15 protein-coding genes are annotated in these 14560 nt (G+C 69.5%); 14 read left to right on the top strand and 1 reads right to left on the bottom strand.

Annotated elements, in window-relative coordinates:
• Window positions 1–131: 131 nt before the first annotated feature.
• From SPF06_RS08440 to SPF06_RS08465, 6 genes are read left to right on the top strand one after another with little or no spacing between them, the layout of a single operon-like run.
• The gene (locus SPF06_RS08440; protein WP_323278595.1) at window positions 132–1676 is read left to right on the top strand and encodes an amino acid permease; all 1545 of its coding nucleotides are present in this window, start codon (window positions 132–134) and stop codon (window positions 1674–1676) included.
• 9 nt (window positions 1677–1685) lie between these two features.
• Entirely contained in the window at window positions 1686–2414 is a 729-nt protein-coding gene (locus tag SPF06_RS08445; protein WP_323278596.1) for a FadR/GntR family transcriptional regulator, read from the top strand.
• Between the two features lie 24 nt (window positions 2415–2438).
• Complete coding sequence (locus SPF06_RS08450) at window positions 2439–3800, top strand: glutamine synthetase family protein (RefSeq protein ID WP_323278597.1); 1362 nt, start codon at window positions 2439–2441, stop codon at window positions 3798–3800.
• Window position 3801: 1 nt separating this feature from the next.
• A complete protein-coding gene (locus SPF06_RS08455; RefSeq protein ID WP_323278598.1) occupies window positions 3802–5232 on the top strand; it encodes an aldehyde dehydrogenase family protein in 1431 nt (476 codons plus the stop codon).
• A 32-nt stretch (window positions 5233–5264) separates the two neighbouring features.
• Window positions 5265–6044 carry a 3-oxoacyl-ACP reductase gene (locus tag SPF06_RS08460; protein WP_323278599.1) on the top strand — a complete coding sequence of 260 codons (780 nt, stop codon included), beginning with the start codon at window positions 5265–5267 and terminating at the stop codon, window positions 6042–6044.
• Window positions 6037–6771, top strand: a complete 735-nt coding sequence (locus tag SPF06_RS08465) for a gamma-glutamyl-gamma-aminobutyrate hydrolase family protein (RefSeq protein ID WP_323278600.1) — start codon at window positions 6037–6039, stop codon at window positions 6769–6771. The genes SPF06_RS08460 and SPF06_RS08465 overlap by 8 nt, the downstream gene beginning before the upstream one ends.
• 157 nt (window positions 6772–6928) lie before the next feature.
• On the opposite strand, the gene malQ is transcribed toward SPF06_RS08465, so the two are convergent.
• The gene (gene malQ, locus SPF06_RS08470) at window positions 6929–9100 is read right to left on the bottom strand and encodes a 4-alpha-glucanotransferase (RefSeq protein WP_323278601.1); all 2172 of its coding nucleotides are present in this window, start codon (window positions 9098–9100) and stop codon (window positions 6929–6931) included.
• Between the two features lie 172 nt (window positions 9101–9272).
• Here malQ and SPF06_RS08475 point away from each other — a divergent pair, with 172 nt between their 5' ends.
• The 8 genes from SPF06_RS08475 to fliQ all read left to right on the top strand — a co-directional run bounded on the left by SPF06_RS08475 (window position 9273) and on the right by fliQ (window position 14553).
• Entirely contained in the window at window positions 9273–9569 is a 297-nt protein-coding gene (locus tag SPF06_RS08475) for a flagellar FlbD family protein (RefSeq protein ID WP_323278602.1), read from the top strand.
• A gap of 11 nt (window positions 9570–9580) precedes the next feature.
• Window positions 9581–10381 carry a motility protein A gene (locus SPF06_RS08480; RefSeq protein WP_323278603.1) on the top strand — a complete coding sequence of 267 codons (801 nt, stop codon included), beginning with the start codon at window positions 9581–9583 and terminating at the stop codon, window positions 10379–10381.
• A gap of 22 nt (window positions 10382–10403) precedes the next feature.
• The gene (locus tag SPF06_RS08485) at window positions 10404–11204 is read left to right on the top strand and encodes an OmpA/MotB family protein (protein WP_323278604.1); all 801 of its coding nucleotides are present in this window, start codon (window positions 10404–10406) and stop codon (window positions 11202–11204) included.
• A gap of 126 nt (window positions 11205–11330) precedes the next feature.
• The gene (locus tag SPF06_RS08490; protein ID WP_323278605.1) at window positions 11331–12248 is read left to right on the top strand and encodes a flagellar motor switch protein FliM; all 918 of its coding nucleotides are present in this window, start codon (window positions 11331–11333) and stop codon (window positions 12246–12248) included.
• Window positions 12245–12925, top strand: coding sequence for a flagellar motor switch protein FliN (fliN, locus tag SPF06_RS08495; protein ID WP_323278606.1), 681 nt, complete (start codon window positions 12245–12247; stop codon window positions 12923–12925). Before SPF06_RS08490 ends, fliN begins: the two co-directional genes overlap by 4 nt.
• Window positions 12926–13411, top strand: coding sequence for a flagellar biosynthetic protein FliO (fliO, locus tag SPF06_RS08500; protein WP_323278607.1), 486 nt, complete (start codon window positions 12926–12928; stop codon window positions 13409–13411). It abuts the gene before it with no gap.
• Between the two features lie 7 nt (window positions 13412–13418).
• Entirely contained in the window at window positions 13419–14276 is an 858-nt protein-coding gene (gene fliP, locus SPF06_RS08505; protein ID WP_323278608.1) for a flagellar type III secretion system pore protein FliP, read from the top strand.
• A gap of 1 nt (window position 14277) precedes the next feature.
• Window positions 14278–14553 (top strand): flagellar biosynthesis protein FliQ, encoded by a 276-nt coding sequence (gene fliQ, locus SPF06_RS08510; protein WP_323278609.1) that lies wholly within the window; start codon window positions 14278–14280, stop codon window positions 14551–14553.
• The last annotated feature ends 7 nt before the right edge of the window (window positions 14554–14560 follow it).

Consider the following 14560-nt stretch of genomic DNA (forward strand, 5'->3'; position numbering starts at 1 on the left):
CACCGCCCCGGCTCGAGCGGCAGCCGCCAGTAATGGTTAAAAGTCTAAAGTCAGGCCATTGACTTAGCGGTGTGATCCACGCAACAATCACTCATCACGTTCTGCTCCTCCCCAAGACAGGCAGCACATCCATGAGTGAAGAAACCACCAAGATCCCCGACGCGCCCGTGGACAGCGATGCGGCCGTGCTCGCCGAGCTCGGCTACAAGCAGGAACTCCGGCGCGGCATGTCCGGATTCTCGAACTTCGCAGTCTCCTTCTCGATCATCTCGATCCTCGCGGGCTGCTTCACCTCGTACTCGATCGCCCTGAACTCCGGCGGCCCGGCCGCCATCAACCTGGGCTGGCCGCTCGCCGGCGCGTTCGTGCTGTGCGTCGCGTTCGCGATGGCCGAGGTCTGCTCGAAGTACCCCACGGCCGGCGGCCTGTACTTCTGGGCCGGACGCCTCGCGAAGACCAACAAGCGCCAGTGGGCCTGGTTCGTCGGCTGGTTCAACTTCCTCGGCGAGGTCGCGGTGACCGCGGCGATCGACTATGGCGCCGCCGTCACCATGATGGCGTTCGCGAATCTCACGTGGGGCGTCGAGCCCAGCCCGGTCGGAACGTTCGTCCTCTTCATCGTCCTCATCATCGTGCACGGCCTGCTCAACACGTTCGGCGTCAAGATCGTGAGCCTCCTTTCGAACGTCTCGGCGTGGTGGCACATCGTCGGCGTCGCGATCATCGTGGGCGCGCTGTGGATCATGCCGACCGCTCACCAGTCGGCGGCGTGGACGTTCACGGCCTGGCATAACCAGACCGGCTGGAGCTTCGCCCCGTACGTCTTCTTCATGGGCCTCCTCATGGCCCAGTACACCTACACGGGCTACGACGCCTCCGCGCACGTCGCGGAAGAGACCAAGAACGCCTCTATCGCCGCCCCGCGCGGCATCGTGATGAGCGTCGTCATCTCGATCATCGGCGGCTGGATCCTCCTGTACTCGATCACAGCGGCGATCCAGGACGGGAGCGACGACGGCCTCACGGCCCTCTCGGGAACCTCCACGGGGCTTCCCCCGGCGCAGGTCTTCCTCGACGCGCTCAACAACCCGACCGTCGCGAAGTTCCTGCTCTTCATCGTGTGCGGCGCGCAGTTCTTCTGCGGCATGGCCTCGGTGACCGCGAACTCGCGCATGAGCTACGCGTTCTCCCGCGACAATGCGATCCCGGGCTCGCGCCTCTGGGCGCAGGTGAACCCGCGCACGGGCACGCCGACCAACTCGATCTGGCTGTGCGTCGTGATCTCGATCGTCCTCGCGGCACCCGCTCTGTTCAACTACACGGCGTACCTCGCGGTGACGTCGATCGCCGTCATCGGCCTCTATATCGCCTACGTGACACCAGTCCTGCTCCGCCGCCTCGACAAGAACTTCACGCCAGGCCCGTGGAATCTCGGCCGGTGGAGCCCGCTCGTGGGCTGGATCGCCGTCGTCTGGGTCGCGTTCATCGTCGTCCTCTTCGTCCTCCCGCCCGTCACGCCGATCACGGTCGATACGTTCAACTACGCGCCGATCGCCGTCGTCGTCGTTGGCTTGCTCGCCACGACGCTCTGGTTCGCGAAGGGACGGAAGCACTTCATGACGGCGGAAGAGGCCTCGCATCTCACGATTCAGGCCGAGAAGCTCCTCGAGGAATAGCCTGACGCCATGACCAGCACGATGGATTCGCCTCTCGTCGACGCCATGCTCCACCCCGTTCGGGGCCACATGGCCTTCGAATCCTGCGTCGAGCAGCTCGGTTCTGCCATTCAGCTCGGGATCTTCCGGCCCGGCTCGAAGCTGCCGAACGAGCGCGAGCTCGCGGAACGCCTCAACGTCTCCCGCGCGACGCTCCGCGAAGCCATCAGCGCCCTGCGCGCTGCCGGGTTCGTCTCGACGACGCGCGGGCGGGGCGGCGGCACGATCGTCGAGCAGCTCGCGGGGGAATGGCCCGGCGAGGCGCATCCCTCGCACGATCGCCAGGCCGAGATCGAAGACATCGTGGTGTTCCGCTCCGTGATCGAGCCGGGGGCCGCGTATCGCGCGGCCAAGACGGCGCTCGGGCCCGAGCAGCGGGCGCTGCTCACCGAATGCCTCGCGGACCTCGGCAAGGCGAACTCGCCCGCCGACTACCGGCAGGCCGACGCCCGCCTCCACCTCGCGATCGCCTCCGTGTGCGGCTCCGACGAGCTCTCCAAGGCGTGCAGCCTCGTCCAGGCCAAGGTCCACCAATTCCTCGCCGAAATCCCGTTCCTCCAAGCCAACATCGCCAATTCGGATGAGCAGCACTACACGATCGTGCACGCGATTCTCGAGGGCGACGCCGAACGCGCGCGCTTCGTCATGCATGAGCATTGCGACGCGACCGCCGCCCTCCTCAAGGGCCTCTTGAAATGAGTTACCAGCATGAATCTGTCAACCATGTCAGTCCGTAACGATCGCCTGCTCACTGTAGAGCAGCTCCGCTCGGCGATCGATATCGGTGAGATCGACACCGTGATCCTCGCCTTCACCGATATGCAGGGCCGCCTGCAGGGCAAGCTTCTGCATGCGCAGTTCTTCCTCGACTCCGTCCTCGAGCACGGGACGGAGGGCTGCAATTACCTTCTCGCCGTGGACGTCGAGATGAACACGGTTGACGGCTACGACATTTCGTCCTGGGACAAGGGCTATGGGGACATGGTCTTCGAGCTGGACCTCGGCACGATCCGGCGGCTCCCGCACCGCCCCGGGAGTGTGATGATCCAGTGCGACCTCGCTCTTGAGGAGGGCGGCCCCGTGCGGGTCTCGCCGCGCCAGATCCTCCGCGCCCAGGCCGAGCGCGCCGCGGCCCACGGGTGGAAGGCGCTCGCGGGGACCGAGCTTGAGTTCGTCGTCTACGACACGAGCTACGAGGACGCGTGGGCGAGCGGCTACCGCGGTCTCAAGCCGGCGAACCAATACAACGTGGACTATTCGATCCTTGGTTCAGCAAGGGTCGAGCCGCTCCTGCGCGAAATTCGCAACGCGATGTACGGCGCGGGGATGACGGTCGAATCGGCCAAGGGCGAATGCAACCTCGGCCAGCACGAGATCGCGTTCAAGTACGACGACGTCATCACCACCGCGGACAACCATTCCGTCTACAAGACGGCGGCGAAGGACATCGCACAGCAGTTCGGCAAATCCATCACGTTCATGGCGAAGCCGAACGAGCGCGAGGGCAATTCGTGCCACATCCACATGTCGCTGCGCGGCCTCGACGATTCGCTCGTGTTCTGGGAGGGGGGCGAGCGGACCCCGGTCTACGACCATTTCATCGCGGGCGTTCTCGCGACCATGCGCGAATTCACCCTGTTCTACGCGCCGAACATCAATTCGTACAAGCGCTTCGTCAAGGGCTCGTTCGCTCCGACCGCCGTGGCCTGGGGCCTCGACAACCGCACGTGCTCGATCCGCCTCGTGGGCCACGGCCAGGGCGCACGCCTCGAAAACCGCCTGCCCGGCGGGGACGTCAACCCGTACCTCGCGCTCGCCGCGATGCTCGCGGGCGGCCTCTACGGGATCGAGAACGAGCTCCCGCTCGAGCCCCAGACGCTCGGCAGCGCGTACGAATCCGGCGCACCGACTGTTCCGACCACGCTGCGCGAGGCCCGCGTGGCCTTCGCCCAGTCGGCGATCGCGGCCGAGGCGTTCGGCGAGGACGTTGTGAAGCACTACCTCCACTATGCGGACATCGAGCTCGCCGCCTTCGACGCGGCGATCACCGACTGGGAGCTCCGCCGCGGATTCGAAAGGCTCTGACATGCGCATCCCTGCTACGACGTTCGGCGCCGGCGGCAGCGTCACCGTCCTCAACCCGGCGACGGCGGCACCGGTCGCCGTCGTGCCCCTCGCCGACCTCGCCGAGACCGACGCCGCGATCGAGAAGGCCCACCGCGCGTTCCCCGCGTGGCGGGCCGTCGCCCCCGCGGACCGGGCGCGCCTCCTGAGGCGGTTCGCCGCCGTCGTCGACGATCATCTCGACGAGCTCGCGTGGCTCGAGGTCGCCAACGCGGGCCACACGATCGGCAACGCCCGCTGGGAAGCGGGGAACGTCCGCGACGTGCTCACGTACTATTCCGCGTCACCCGAGCGGCACTTCGGGCGGCAGATCCCCGTGGCCGGCGGCCTTGATGTGACGTTCCACGAGCCGCTCGGCGTGGTCGGTGTCATCGTCCCGTGGAACTTCCCGATGCCCATCGCGGGGTGGGGCTTCGCGCCCGCGCTCGCGGCCGGCAACACGGTGGTCCTCAAGCCCGCCGAGCTCACGCCGCTCACCGCGATGCGGCTCGGCGAGCTCGCGCTCGAGGCGGGCCTCCCCGAGGGCGTGTTCACGGTCATCCCGGGCAAGGGCAGCATCGTTGGGGAGCGGTTTGTGACGCATCCGCTCGTGCGCAAGGTGTGCTTCACCGGGTCCACGTCCGTGGGCAAGGGGATCATGCGCGGCTGCGCAGACCAGGTCAAGCGTGTCACGCTCGAGCTCGGCGGCAAGAGCGCGAACATCGTCTTCGCCGACGCCGACCTCGAGAAGGCCGCCGCGAGCGCCCCCGGCGGGGCGTTCGACAACGCAGGCCAGGACTGCTGCGCTCGGTCGCGGATCCTCGTCGAGCACACGGTGTACGAGCGATTCCTCGAGCTCCTCCAGCCGGCGGTCGAGGGCTTTCGCGTCGGCGACCCGTCGCAGCCCGACGCCGAGATGGGGCCTTTGATTTCGGCCCGTCAGCGCGACTCGGTCGCGGCGTATCTCGACGGCGCCGACATCGCCTTTACCGGGCGGATCATCGGCGTTGGCACCGATGCCGGCCCTGGGCAAGCAGTCGGCGACTCGGACGGCTTCTGGCTCGCCCCGCGCGTCGTCCTCCCCCGAAGCGTGGACGACGACGTGTGGCGGCACGAGCTGTTCGGGCCCGTCGTCGCCGTCATGCCGTTCACGGATGAAGCGGACGCGATCGCGAAGGCCAACGACACCGAGTACGGGCTCTCGGGCTCGATCTTCACGCGGGACGTCGGGCGCGCGCTGCGCGTCGCGCGAGGCGTCGAATCCGGCAACCTCTCCGTGAACTCGCACTCCTCGGTGCGCTACTGGACGCCGTTCGGCGGCTTCAAGCAGTCCGGCCTCGGCCGCGAACTCGGCCCGGACGCCCCGGACTCTTTCTCCGAGGTGAAGAACGTCTTCGTCTCGACCGACTACTGACACTCAAGCACCTATTCGAAAGGCATACACACATGGGAAAGCTCGACGGCAAGGTTGGCGTCATCACAGGCGGCTGCAGCGGAATCGGACTCGCGACGGTCCGAAAGTTCGCGGCGGAGGGCGCGAAGGTGGTCATCGCGGACCTCGACGAGGTGCGCGGCAAGGAGATCGCGGACGAGGTGGACGGCTCGTTCGTGCGGGCCGACGTCACCGATGCGGACGACGTCGCCGCGATGTTCGCGCACGCGAAGGAGACGTACGGCCGCATCGACATCGCGTTCAACAACGCGGGCATCTCGCCCGCCGATGACGACTCGATCCTCAAAACCGGCATCGACGCGTGGGACCGCGTCCAGAACGTCAACCTCACGAGCGTCTACCTGTGCTGCAAGGCCGTGCTGCCGTACATGCTCGAGCAGGGGAGCGGTTCGATCATCAACACCGCCTCGTTCGTGGCCGTCATGGGCGCGGCGACGTCGCAGATCTCCTACACCGCCTCGAAGGGCGGCGTGCTCGCAATGACGCGCGAGCTCGGCGTGCAGTTCGCTCGCAAGGGCATCCGCGTCAACTCGCTGTGCCCCGGCCCGGTCAACACGCCGCTCCTGCAGGAGCTCTTCGCGAAGGACCCCGAGCGCGCCGCGCGCCGCCTCGTGCACGTGCCCATGGGCCGCTTCGCCGAGCCCGAGGAGATCGCGAACGCGGTCGCGTTCCTCGGCAGCGACGAATCGAGCTTCATCACGGCCACGGACTTCCTCGTGGACGGCGGCCTCTCCAACGCCTACGTGACCCCGCTGGAGTCCGACTTTGAGTGACGCCCCCGTCATCGGCCTCACGACCTACCGCCAGGCGGCCGACTGGTCGACCTGGCGGCGGGTCGAGGCCGATCTGCTTCCCTCCGACTACGCGCGCTCCGTCGAGAGGGCGGGCGGCATCCCCGTGCTCTTGCCGGCGCTCGCGACGGCGGAGGGTGCGGCGGCCGCCGTCGCCCGCCTCGACGGGCTGCTCCTCGCGGGAGGCGCGGATGTCAACCCGGCCCGCTACGGACAGGCGCCGCACGAGAGCGTCGCGGCGTGGTACGACGAGCGCGACGCCTCCGAGCTGTGGCTCCTCGCCGCGGCCGACGCACGGGAGCTGCCCGTCCTGGGGATCTGCCGCGGGATGCAGCTCATGGCCGTCGCCGCCGGGGGGACGCTCGTGCAGCACCTGCCCGACGTCGTCGGGCATGCCCGGCACGCGGGCGGCGACAGCGAGTATTCGACCGTGCCCGTCTCGGTGGGGCCGGGTCATCGCATCTCGGAGCTTGTCGGCGGGGCGGTGCTCGCGCCGTGCCACCATCACCAGGCCGTCGCGACCCACCCCGCGTACGTCGCGACAGCGCGCGACGGCGACGGGGTCCTGCAGGCGATGGAGGCCCTCGGCGACCGCTTCGCCGTCGGCGTCCAGTGGCACCCCGAGACCGCGGACGATCCGGGGCTGTTCAAGGGGCTCGTCGAGGCGGCCCGGGCGCACGCGGCAGGGCGGGGGTCCGCACAGCGCTGATCTCCCCAGGCTTTCCTCTGAACTCCCCAACTTCAAGGCTCAACTCGCGGCGTGTTGCTAGCACGCCCCAGTGTGTCGCGCCGTCGCCCCCTCAAGAGGTGGGGAGGTTGGCGCACAAGCTGGGGAGGTCGGCGCGTAGGTTGGGGCCGCAGCGCCCCTAGCCTCCCAGCGCCTCCCGCACCGTCGCCGCGAGCGAGGTGAAGCGGGCGTGGGCCGCCAGGTCGTCCAGCAGGACGGCGCGGCCATCCGGCCCCGCGAGCGGGATCCGCCAATTGGGATACTCGAGATGGGTCCCGGGCTGATTCTGCGTGCGAACCTCGCCGACCGCGTCGACGAGCGCGACGCCGAGCAAGGACGACGGCGTGAGCGCCGTGAACGCGTACAGCGCCTCGACGACCCGCTGGACTTCCTCGGGCGAACGACGGCGGTTGAGCCCGTCGTCGTCGACGCCGTCGACGCCAGGGCCGCCGTCCAGCCAGGGCAGCAGGCCCCGCTCCCGGACGCGCTCGAGGACGGCCTCCTGCTCGGCCGCGTCCGCCGCGAGCTCCTCCTCGACCGGCCTGCGCAGGAGCCCGAGCGATTGCCGCAGGCTCACGTGCTCGCCCGCGAGGTAGCCGGCGGTAGGCGGGAGATCGTGCGTGTTGACGCTCGTGAGGCACTGCTGCCGATACCGTTCGGGCGCCAGGGGAGCGCCGCCGTCGTGCTCGAACCACAGGATCGAGGTGCCGAAGATGCCGCGCTCGGACAGGTAGTCGCGCACCCAGGGCTCGAAGACGCCGAGGTCCTCGCCGATCACGATCGCGTCCGCGCGCTGCGCCTCGAGCGCGAGGATGCCGACGAGGGCCTCGTGGTCGTAGTAGACGTACGTGCCCTCTTCGGGCCCCGCGCCCTCGGGGATCCACCACAGGCGGAAGAGGCCGAGCACGTGGTCCACGCGGATGCCGCCGGCGTGCCGGAGGATCGTGCGCAGCATGTCGCGGAAGGCCGCGTAGCCCGAGGCCTCGAGGCGGCCGGGGTGCCACGGCGGCTGGCTCCAGTTCTGGCCCTGCTGGTTGAACATGTCCGGCGGCGCCCCGACCGTGACGCCGCGCGCGAGGACGTCCGAGAGCATCCAGGCATCGGCCCCGTGCCGCTCGACGCCGACGGCGAGGTCATGCACGACGCCGATCTCCATGCCCGAGCGCGTCGCGGCACGCTGGGCCGCTTCGAGCTGCTCGTCGCAGATCCACTGGAGCCAGCGGTGGAATTCGATGCGCTCGGCCAGCGCGTCGCGGTAATGGTCTGCGCGGGAGGGATCGCTCGCCTCGGACCACTCGTCCGCGCCGGGCGGCAGCTTCTCCGCGACGGCGCACCACAGGGCGAAGTCGTCGAGCCCGGATCCGTGCTCGGCGCAGAACTGCCGGAACTGGAGCTCACGGGAGGGGCTCCGCGGCACGCGGGAGATGAGCTCGAGGGCGGCCAGCTTCGCGGCGAAGCTCGCGTTCCGCTCCAGGAGGCCCGCGGAGCGGTTCGCGGGCTGCAGCTGCTGGGCGAGCTCTTCGACCTGGGCGCGCGCGGTCTGCCCGAGGTAGCCGTACTCGGCGATCTCCTCGACGCGGAGGTACAGCGGATTGAAGAACCGGCGCGTTGTGGGGAGGTAGGGCGAGTCCTCGATGGGCGGGGTTGGCTCGGCCGCGTGGAGTGGGTTGACGAGGACGAAGCTCGCGCCCTCGGCCCCGGAAATCGCGGCGAGGTCAGCGAGATCGGCGAAGTCCCCGATGCCCCACGAACGCGATGAACGCACCGAATACAGCTGCGCCATGATGCCCCAGCGGCGGCTGCCCAGGAGGCGTTCGGTCGTGTGGAGGCGCGTCGGGGTGACGACGAGCGGGCAGTCGGCCACGCGGCCCTCGGTGTCGGCGTGGAGCGTGTGCCAGCCGAGCGGGAGGTCGCGGGGGAGGGCGAAGCTCGCGCGGCCGGTGAGGACGCCGTCGACCGTGCGGGGCGGCTCCCAGTCCTCTTCCTGCGTGACGTCGTGCAGGCTCCCGTCCTCGGCGGTGATCCACACCCGGACGCCGCTTCCGTGCGGTACGTGGACGCGCACCGCGCACTCCCGGCCTTCGCGCTGCACGACGATCGGTGGCAGGAGCCGCCGCCACGGTCCGATCTCGGCGTCCCGGAGGCCCCGTTCGAGGTCTTCGGGGCTGTCCGCCGGGACGCCGAGGGCCGTCAGGACCCTTCGGAGCGTTTCTGTCGAGACCGGGCGTTCGACGCCGTCCCAGCCGTAGAACGAGGTCGCGACACGATGACGCCGCGCAAGGTCGAGGAGCAGCTCGGTTCCATCCGCCATGGCCCCCACTGTATTGGGCGTCTCCCGGCAGGGACAGGGAGGTCGTAACAGGGAAGAGCGAACAGGGAAGCAGGCGGCCAACATCTAACGGGCCCGGCCCGCCCGCCGATAGTGGCGAGGGACAGCATCCGCTGCGTCCTCGCCGGGCGAGCCCTCGACCAGAAACGGTTCCATGATCGTCGTCACCCGCCTCAACGGGTCCCGCTTCGCGGTCAACCCGGATCTCATCGAACGCATCCAGGAGAACCCTGACACGACGCTCGTGATGATCGAGGGCAGCACGTACGTGGTGCGGGAGACTCTCGCCGAGGTCATCGAGCTCATCGCGGGGTACCGCGCGCACGTGCTCGCGACGGCGCGCGGGCTCCCGGCCGCGGAGGGGCAGCGGCTCAGCGTGGTCCGCAGCCCAGCAGACGACGACGGCGGTGCCCGCCCGGGTGCCACGCCCCTGCGGCCGGCGCAGCGCTAGGAGGACAGCTCGTGGATCCCTCGGTCATCATCGGCCTCGTCCTCGCGTTCGGCTCGGTCATCGCGATTGTGACGATGGAGGGCGCGAGTGTCTCGGCGCTGCTCCTGCCGCCGCCGATGATCCTCGTGTTCGGCGCGACGCTCGCCGTCGGCCTGGCGGGGAACACGCTCAAGGACACGGTCCAGGCGTTCAAGGCCATCCCCAAGGCCCTGCTCGGCAAGCCCCCCAGGCCGCAGGAGAGCATCGACAAGATCATCTCCCTCGCTGAGAAGGCTCGTGCGGAGGGCCTTCTTGCTCTCGAATCCGAGGCCATCGACACGAAGGATCCGTTCCTCGCCCGCGCGCTGCAGAACGTCGCCGACGGTACCGACGCTGACGAGCTGCGGACCATGATGGAGGACGAGATCGGCACGAAGGCCCGGGCGGACCACGCGAACTCAAAGTTCTTCGCGGCGCTCGGCGGCTACGCCCCGACGATCGGCATCATCGGCACGGTCGTCTCCCTCACGCATGTGCTCGAGAACCTCTCCGACCCCGGCAAGCTCGGGCCCATGATCGCGAGCGCGTTCGTCGCGACGCTGTGGGGCCTCCTCTCCGCGAACTTCATCTGGCACCCGTTCTCGTCCCGCATCGCCCGCCTCTCGGAGCTCGAGGTCGAGCGGATGACGCTCGTCATGGAGGGGGTCCTCGCCGTGCAGGAGGGTGCGCAGCCCATGCTCCTGGCCGACCGTCTCCGCGCGATGGTCCCCGACCACCACTTCAAGGGCCAAGGGAAGGCGGACGCGAAGGAGAAGGTGCGGGCCGCCGCATGAGGAGAAGCGCGAGGGGGAGAGCGTGAGCCGGCGCCGCCGCAGGCCCCTCAAGAAGCCCGAGGCGTTCCACGTCGACGAGCGCTGGGCCGTCTCCTACATGGACATGATCACGGTGCTGTTCTGCCTGTTCGTGGTGCTCTTCGCGATGTCCGCGGTCGACCAGAACAAGTTCGAAAAGCTCCGCAATTCCCTCGCGACGGGCTTCGGGACGACCGTCACGGACAAGATCGATACGGCTTCCGGCACGGTTGTTCCGCCCGACAAGGCCAAGCGGGACACTGAGGGCTTCACGAACCTCGACCTCGCGCTCAAGGAGGTGGATAGGCTCACGGCGCTCATGAACCAGATGAACGCGAAGCTCACGGCCGAGGGCCTCGCGCAGGACGTCCAGTTCCAGATCGACCAGCGCGGCCTCACGGTCAAGCTCGTGGGCTCGCAGACCTTCTTCGAGCCGGACCAGTCGAGCCTCACCTTGCGCGCGGATCAGGTCCTCGACGCCGTCACCCCCGTCATCGTGCCGACGCCCCTCGAGGTGTCGGTCGAGGGGCATGCCGCGAACCTCATCACGGCCTACCCGTCGGTGTGGGAGCTCTCGTCGGAGCGGGCGACGAAGGTCCTCCGGTACATGGTCGAACGCGACGGCCTCCCCGGGACGCGCATCGGCGCGACGGGGTTCGGCGCCGCGCGCCCCGCGAACCCGGACCAGACCGAGGCCGAGCACGAGCAGAACCGGCGCGTCGACGTCGTCGTCCTCTCTGACCAGCCCGAAACGGTGCGCGCGCTCATCCCGGAGGCGCTCAAGGCCCGCGTGGCGGGGAAGTAGCGAGATCTGGCCACGCGTGGAGCGAGATCTGGCCACGCGTTAGGGGCGGACGGGTGGCCACTTCTCGCCTGACGGGTGGCCACTTCTCGCCTAACGCGGAACCCACGCCTGCCGATAGTTGCGTCCGTGACCGTGCAGGACCTCGAAGTTCCCGCCCCGAAGACCGTCGAGGCCTACGATTTCAGGCGCCCGACGACCCTCGCGCGCGAGCACAGCCGCATCCTCGAGGTCGGCTTCGAGACGTTCGCGCGCCAATGGGGCACGCAGCTCACCGCGAAGGTGCGTGTGAAGTCCACGGTCACCACGGAGTCGGTCGTCATGCAGACCTACGACGAATACGTCTCCTCCCTCCCCTCGACCACCGCGATGGTCCTGTGCGTCGCGGACCGGATCCCGGCCAGTTCGGGCAAGATGGTCATCCAGTTCCCGACGGCGTCCGCGCTCGGCTGGGTCGCCCGCATGCTCGGGGGCCACGGCGACAAAGCGGGTCTCGACCGCAAGTTCACGCCGCTCGAGCATGCGCTCATCAAGAGCCTCATGGACGAAGCCCTCGAAGACCTTTCCTATTCCCTCGGCGGCCTCCTCGAGGGCAACGCCCGCGTCGAGGCAATCCAGTACAACTCCCAGTTCGCGCAGGCCGCCGCGACGACGGACCTCATGATCGTGGTCGCGTTCACGGTCCGCGTCGGGGACTCGGCCTCCGACGCGACGCTCGCGATCCCCGCTGACGCCCTGCTGCCGCAGCTCGGCGCCGTCAACCCCATGGCGAGCAGCGCGAACGCGGCCGAGCTCATGCGGGAACAGCTCGGCGAGGTGCCGCTCGACGTCGTCGTGCGGCTCGCACCCGCCGCGGTGACCCCCGCCCAGATCCTCAACCTCGCCGTCGGGGACACGCTGTTCCTCCCGCACGCGGAGCACGAGCCGTTCGACGTCTCCGTGGGGGGCAAGAACCTCGCGCAGGCCATGGCCGTGCGCAAGGGCTCCCGCGTCGCCGCCCGGATCGTCGCGACCACCCCGAACCCCACCGAGGAGACCCACCCGTGAGCAACCTGGCCCTCCACGCGTCCGCCGCCGATCGCCTCGCGGCGTCCCTCCCGGTCCCGGGCCTCGCCGTCACGGGGGCCGTCGGCGCCGGGGCTGTGCCCGAGGGCGCGGCGATCGTCTCGGCGTCCTTCGTCGGCGCGCTCACGGCCGACTTCGCGCTCGCGCTCGCCGACGCGGGCTTCGCCGCCGAGGCGGGCGGCAGCCCGGAGGCGAGGGCGACGGCGGTGCTGCGGCCCGCGTTCGAGCGCGCCGCGGAGGCGCTCCGCGACGGCGTCCTCTCCGACTTGACCGACGGCGATGCGGCGGGCGTCCTCGCCGATCCCGACTCCGCCGTGTTCGAGATCTCCGACGGCGCCGCACCGTTCGGCTGGTTTGCCGTGCGGATCCGGGAGGACGCGGGTGCTCCCGTCACGCCGAGCGCGTTCATCGGCCGCCTGGGCCGCATCCACGACGTCGAGATGGCGCTCACGGTCGAGATCGGCCGCACGCGCATGAGCGTCCGCGATGCGCTCTCGATGGAGCCGGGCAAGGTCATCGAGCTCGACCGCTCAGCCGGCGCCCCGGTCGACGTTCTGCTCAACGGGCGGAAGATCGCTCTGGGCGAGGTCGTCGTCGTGGACCAGGACTACGGCGTGCGCATCACCCGCATCCTCGATGTCGCCGAGGCGCCACGCTGAATGGACTCGCTCATCTTGGGCCTGCGGGTCCTCGTCTCCCTCGCGGCGGTGCTCGGTCTCATGTGGCTCCTGCACCGCCGCCTCCGGCGTGGCGCGGCGCCCGCGCGCGCGAAGGCGCTCGCCGTCGTGTCCCGCCAGGCCGTCGGGGCGAAGGCGTCGGTCGTGCTCGTCGAGACGGACGGCCGCCGCTTCCTCCTCGGCGTGACGGAGCACGGGATCAGCGTCCTGCACACGGCCGAGGCGGGGGCCCGGCACAGCGCCGCACGGGAAACGGGTGACGAGCGGACGACGGCGGTGCTTCCGCTGGCGAGGGCGGTCGGCGCGCCCGACCATGAGTCGGGGTTGCCCGCGGTGTTCCCGGGACCGGAGACCCGGCGGGCCGCGCGTCGCGCCGCGGCGTTCGACCGCGAGCTCGCGGGCTCGATCCTCGACCTCGGCACGTGGCGGCAGGCCGCTGACGCCCTGCGGACCGGTCGGCGGAGGTGACCCGGCCGTGAGCCTGGCCGGGGCCCGCCCCCGCGCCGCGCACGCAGGGGTGCGGATCGCCGTCGTCGTCCTTCTCGCCCTCGCGGCTGCGTGCATGCTCGGGCTGCTCGCCGCGGCCGCGAGCCACGCCGCCCCCGGAGGGCCGTCACTCCCCGCGGGCCCCGCGACGCCGTCGCCCGCCCCCGCGCCGACCAACGGGCCGCTGAGCATCCAGCTCAACGCGCCGGACAACGGTCCCTCGGCTGCCGTCGTGACCCTGATCGGCATCACGCTGCTCTCGGTCGCGCCCGCGCTCCTGCTCATGATGACGTCCTTCACGAAGGTGTTCGTCGTGCTCGCGATGACGCGGAACGCGCTCGGGCTGCAGAACGTCCCGCCGAACCAGGTGATCGCGGGGCTCGCGCTGTTCCTCTCGCTGTTCATCATGTGGCCGGTCGTGAACGACATCAACAACGGCGCCGTCCAGCCGTACCTCAACGGGCACCTCGACTTCGGGGGCGCGTTCAGCGCCGCCACAGGCCCGCTCTCGAAGTTCATGCTCGCGCACACGCGGCAGGAGGACATCGCGCTCATGCTGCGCGCGGCGGCCCTCCCGAACCCCGCGACGCCAGAGGCAACGCCGCTTCAGACGCTCATCCCCGCGTTCATGGTGTCGGAGCTCCGGGCGGCGTTCATCATCGGCTTCGTCGTCTTCGTGCCGTTCCTCATCATCGACCTCGTCGTCTCCGCGGCGCTCATGTCGATGGGCATGATGATGCTCCCGCCCGTCATGATCTCGCTCCCGTTCAAGATCCTCCTGTTCGTCCTCGTGGACGGCTGGGACCTCGTCATCACGTCCCTCATCCAGAGCTATCGGGGAGGCTAGCGTGAACTCGTCCGCCGTCCTCGACATCTGCCTCCAGGCGCTCATCGCCGCCGCGAAGCTCTCGGCGCCGGTCCTCGTCACGAGCCTCGTGGTGGGGCTCGCGATTTCGCTCGTCCAGTCCGTCACCCAGCTCCAGGAAGCCACGCTCTCCTTCGTGCCGAAGGCCGTCGCAGTCGCGATCGCGCTCGTCGTGTGCGGGAACTGGATGATCTCCGAGATGGTCGGCTTCACGAACGACCTCTTTGCCCGCATCCCGTCGCTCCTGAACGGTTCGTGAGGGTGCG

It is taken from the genome of Sinomonas terricola, assembly GCF_034931225.1.
GTDB lineage: Bacteria > Actinomycetota > Actinomycetes > Actinomycetales > Micrococcaceae > Sinomonas > Sinomonas terricola.

Coding starts and splice junctions, on each gene's coding strand:
- SPF06_RS08440 (WP_323278595.1), top strand. CDS start 132: ATGAGTGAAGAAACCACCAAGATCCCCGACGCGCCCGTGGACAGCGAT.
- SPF06_RS08445 (WP_323278596.1), top strand. CDS start 1,686: ATGACCAGCACGATGGATTCGCCTCTCGTCGACGCCATGCTCCACCCC.
- SPF06_RS08450 (WP_323278597.1), top strand. CDS start 2,439: ATGTCAGTCCGTAACGATCGCCTGCTCACTGTAGAGCAGCTCCGCTCG.
- SPF06_RS08455 (WP_323278598.1), top strand. CDS start 3,802: ATGCGCATCCCTGCTACGACGTTCGGCGCCGGCGGCAGCGTCACCGTC.
- SPF06_RS08460 (WP_323278599.1), top strand. CDS start 5,265: ATGGGAAAGCTCGACGGCAAGGTTGGCGTCATCACAGGCGGCTGCAGC.
- malQ (WP_323278601.1), bottom strand. CDS start 9,100: ATGGCGGATGGAACCGAGCTGCTCCTCGACCTTGCGCGGCGTCATCGT.
- SPF06_RS08475 (WP_323278602.1), top strand. CDS start 9,273: ATGATCGTCGTCACCCGCCTCAACGGGTCCCGCTTCGCGGTCAACCCG.
- fliO (WP_323278607.1), top strand. CDS start 12,926: ATGGACTCGCTCATCTTGGGCCTGCGGGTCCTCGTCTCCCTCGCGGCG.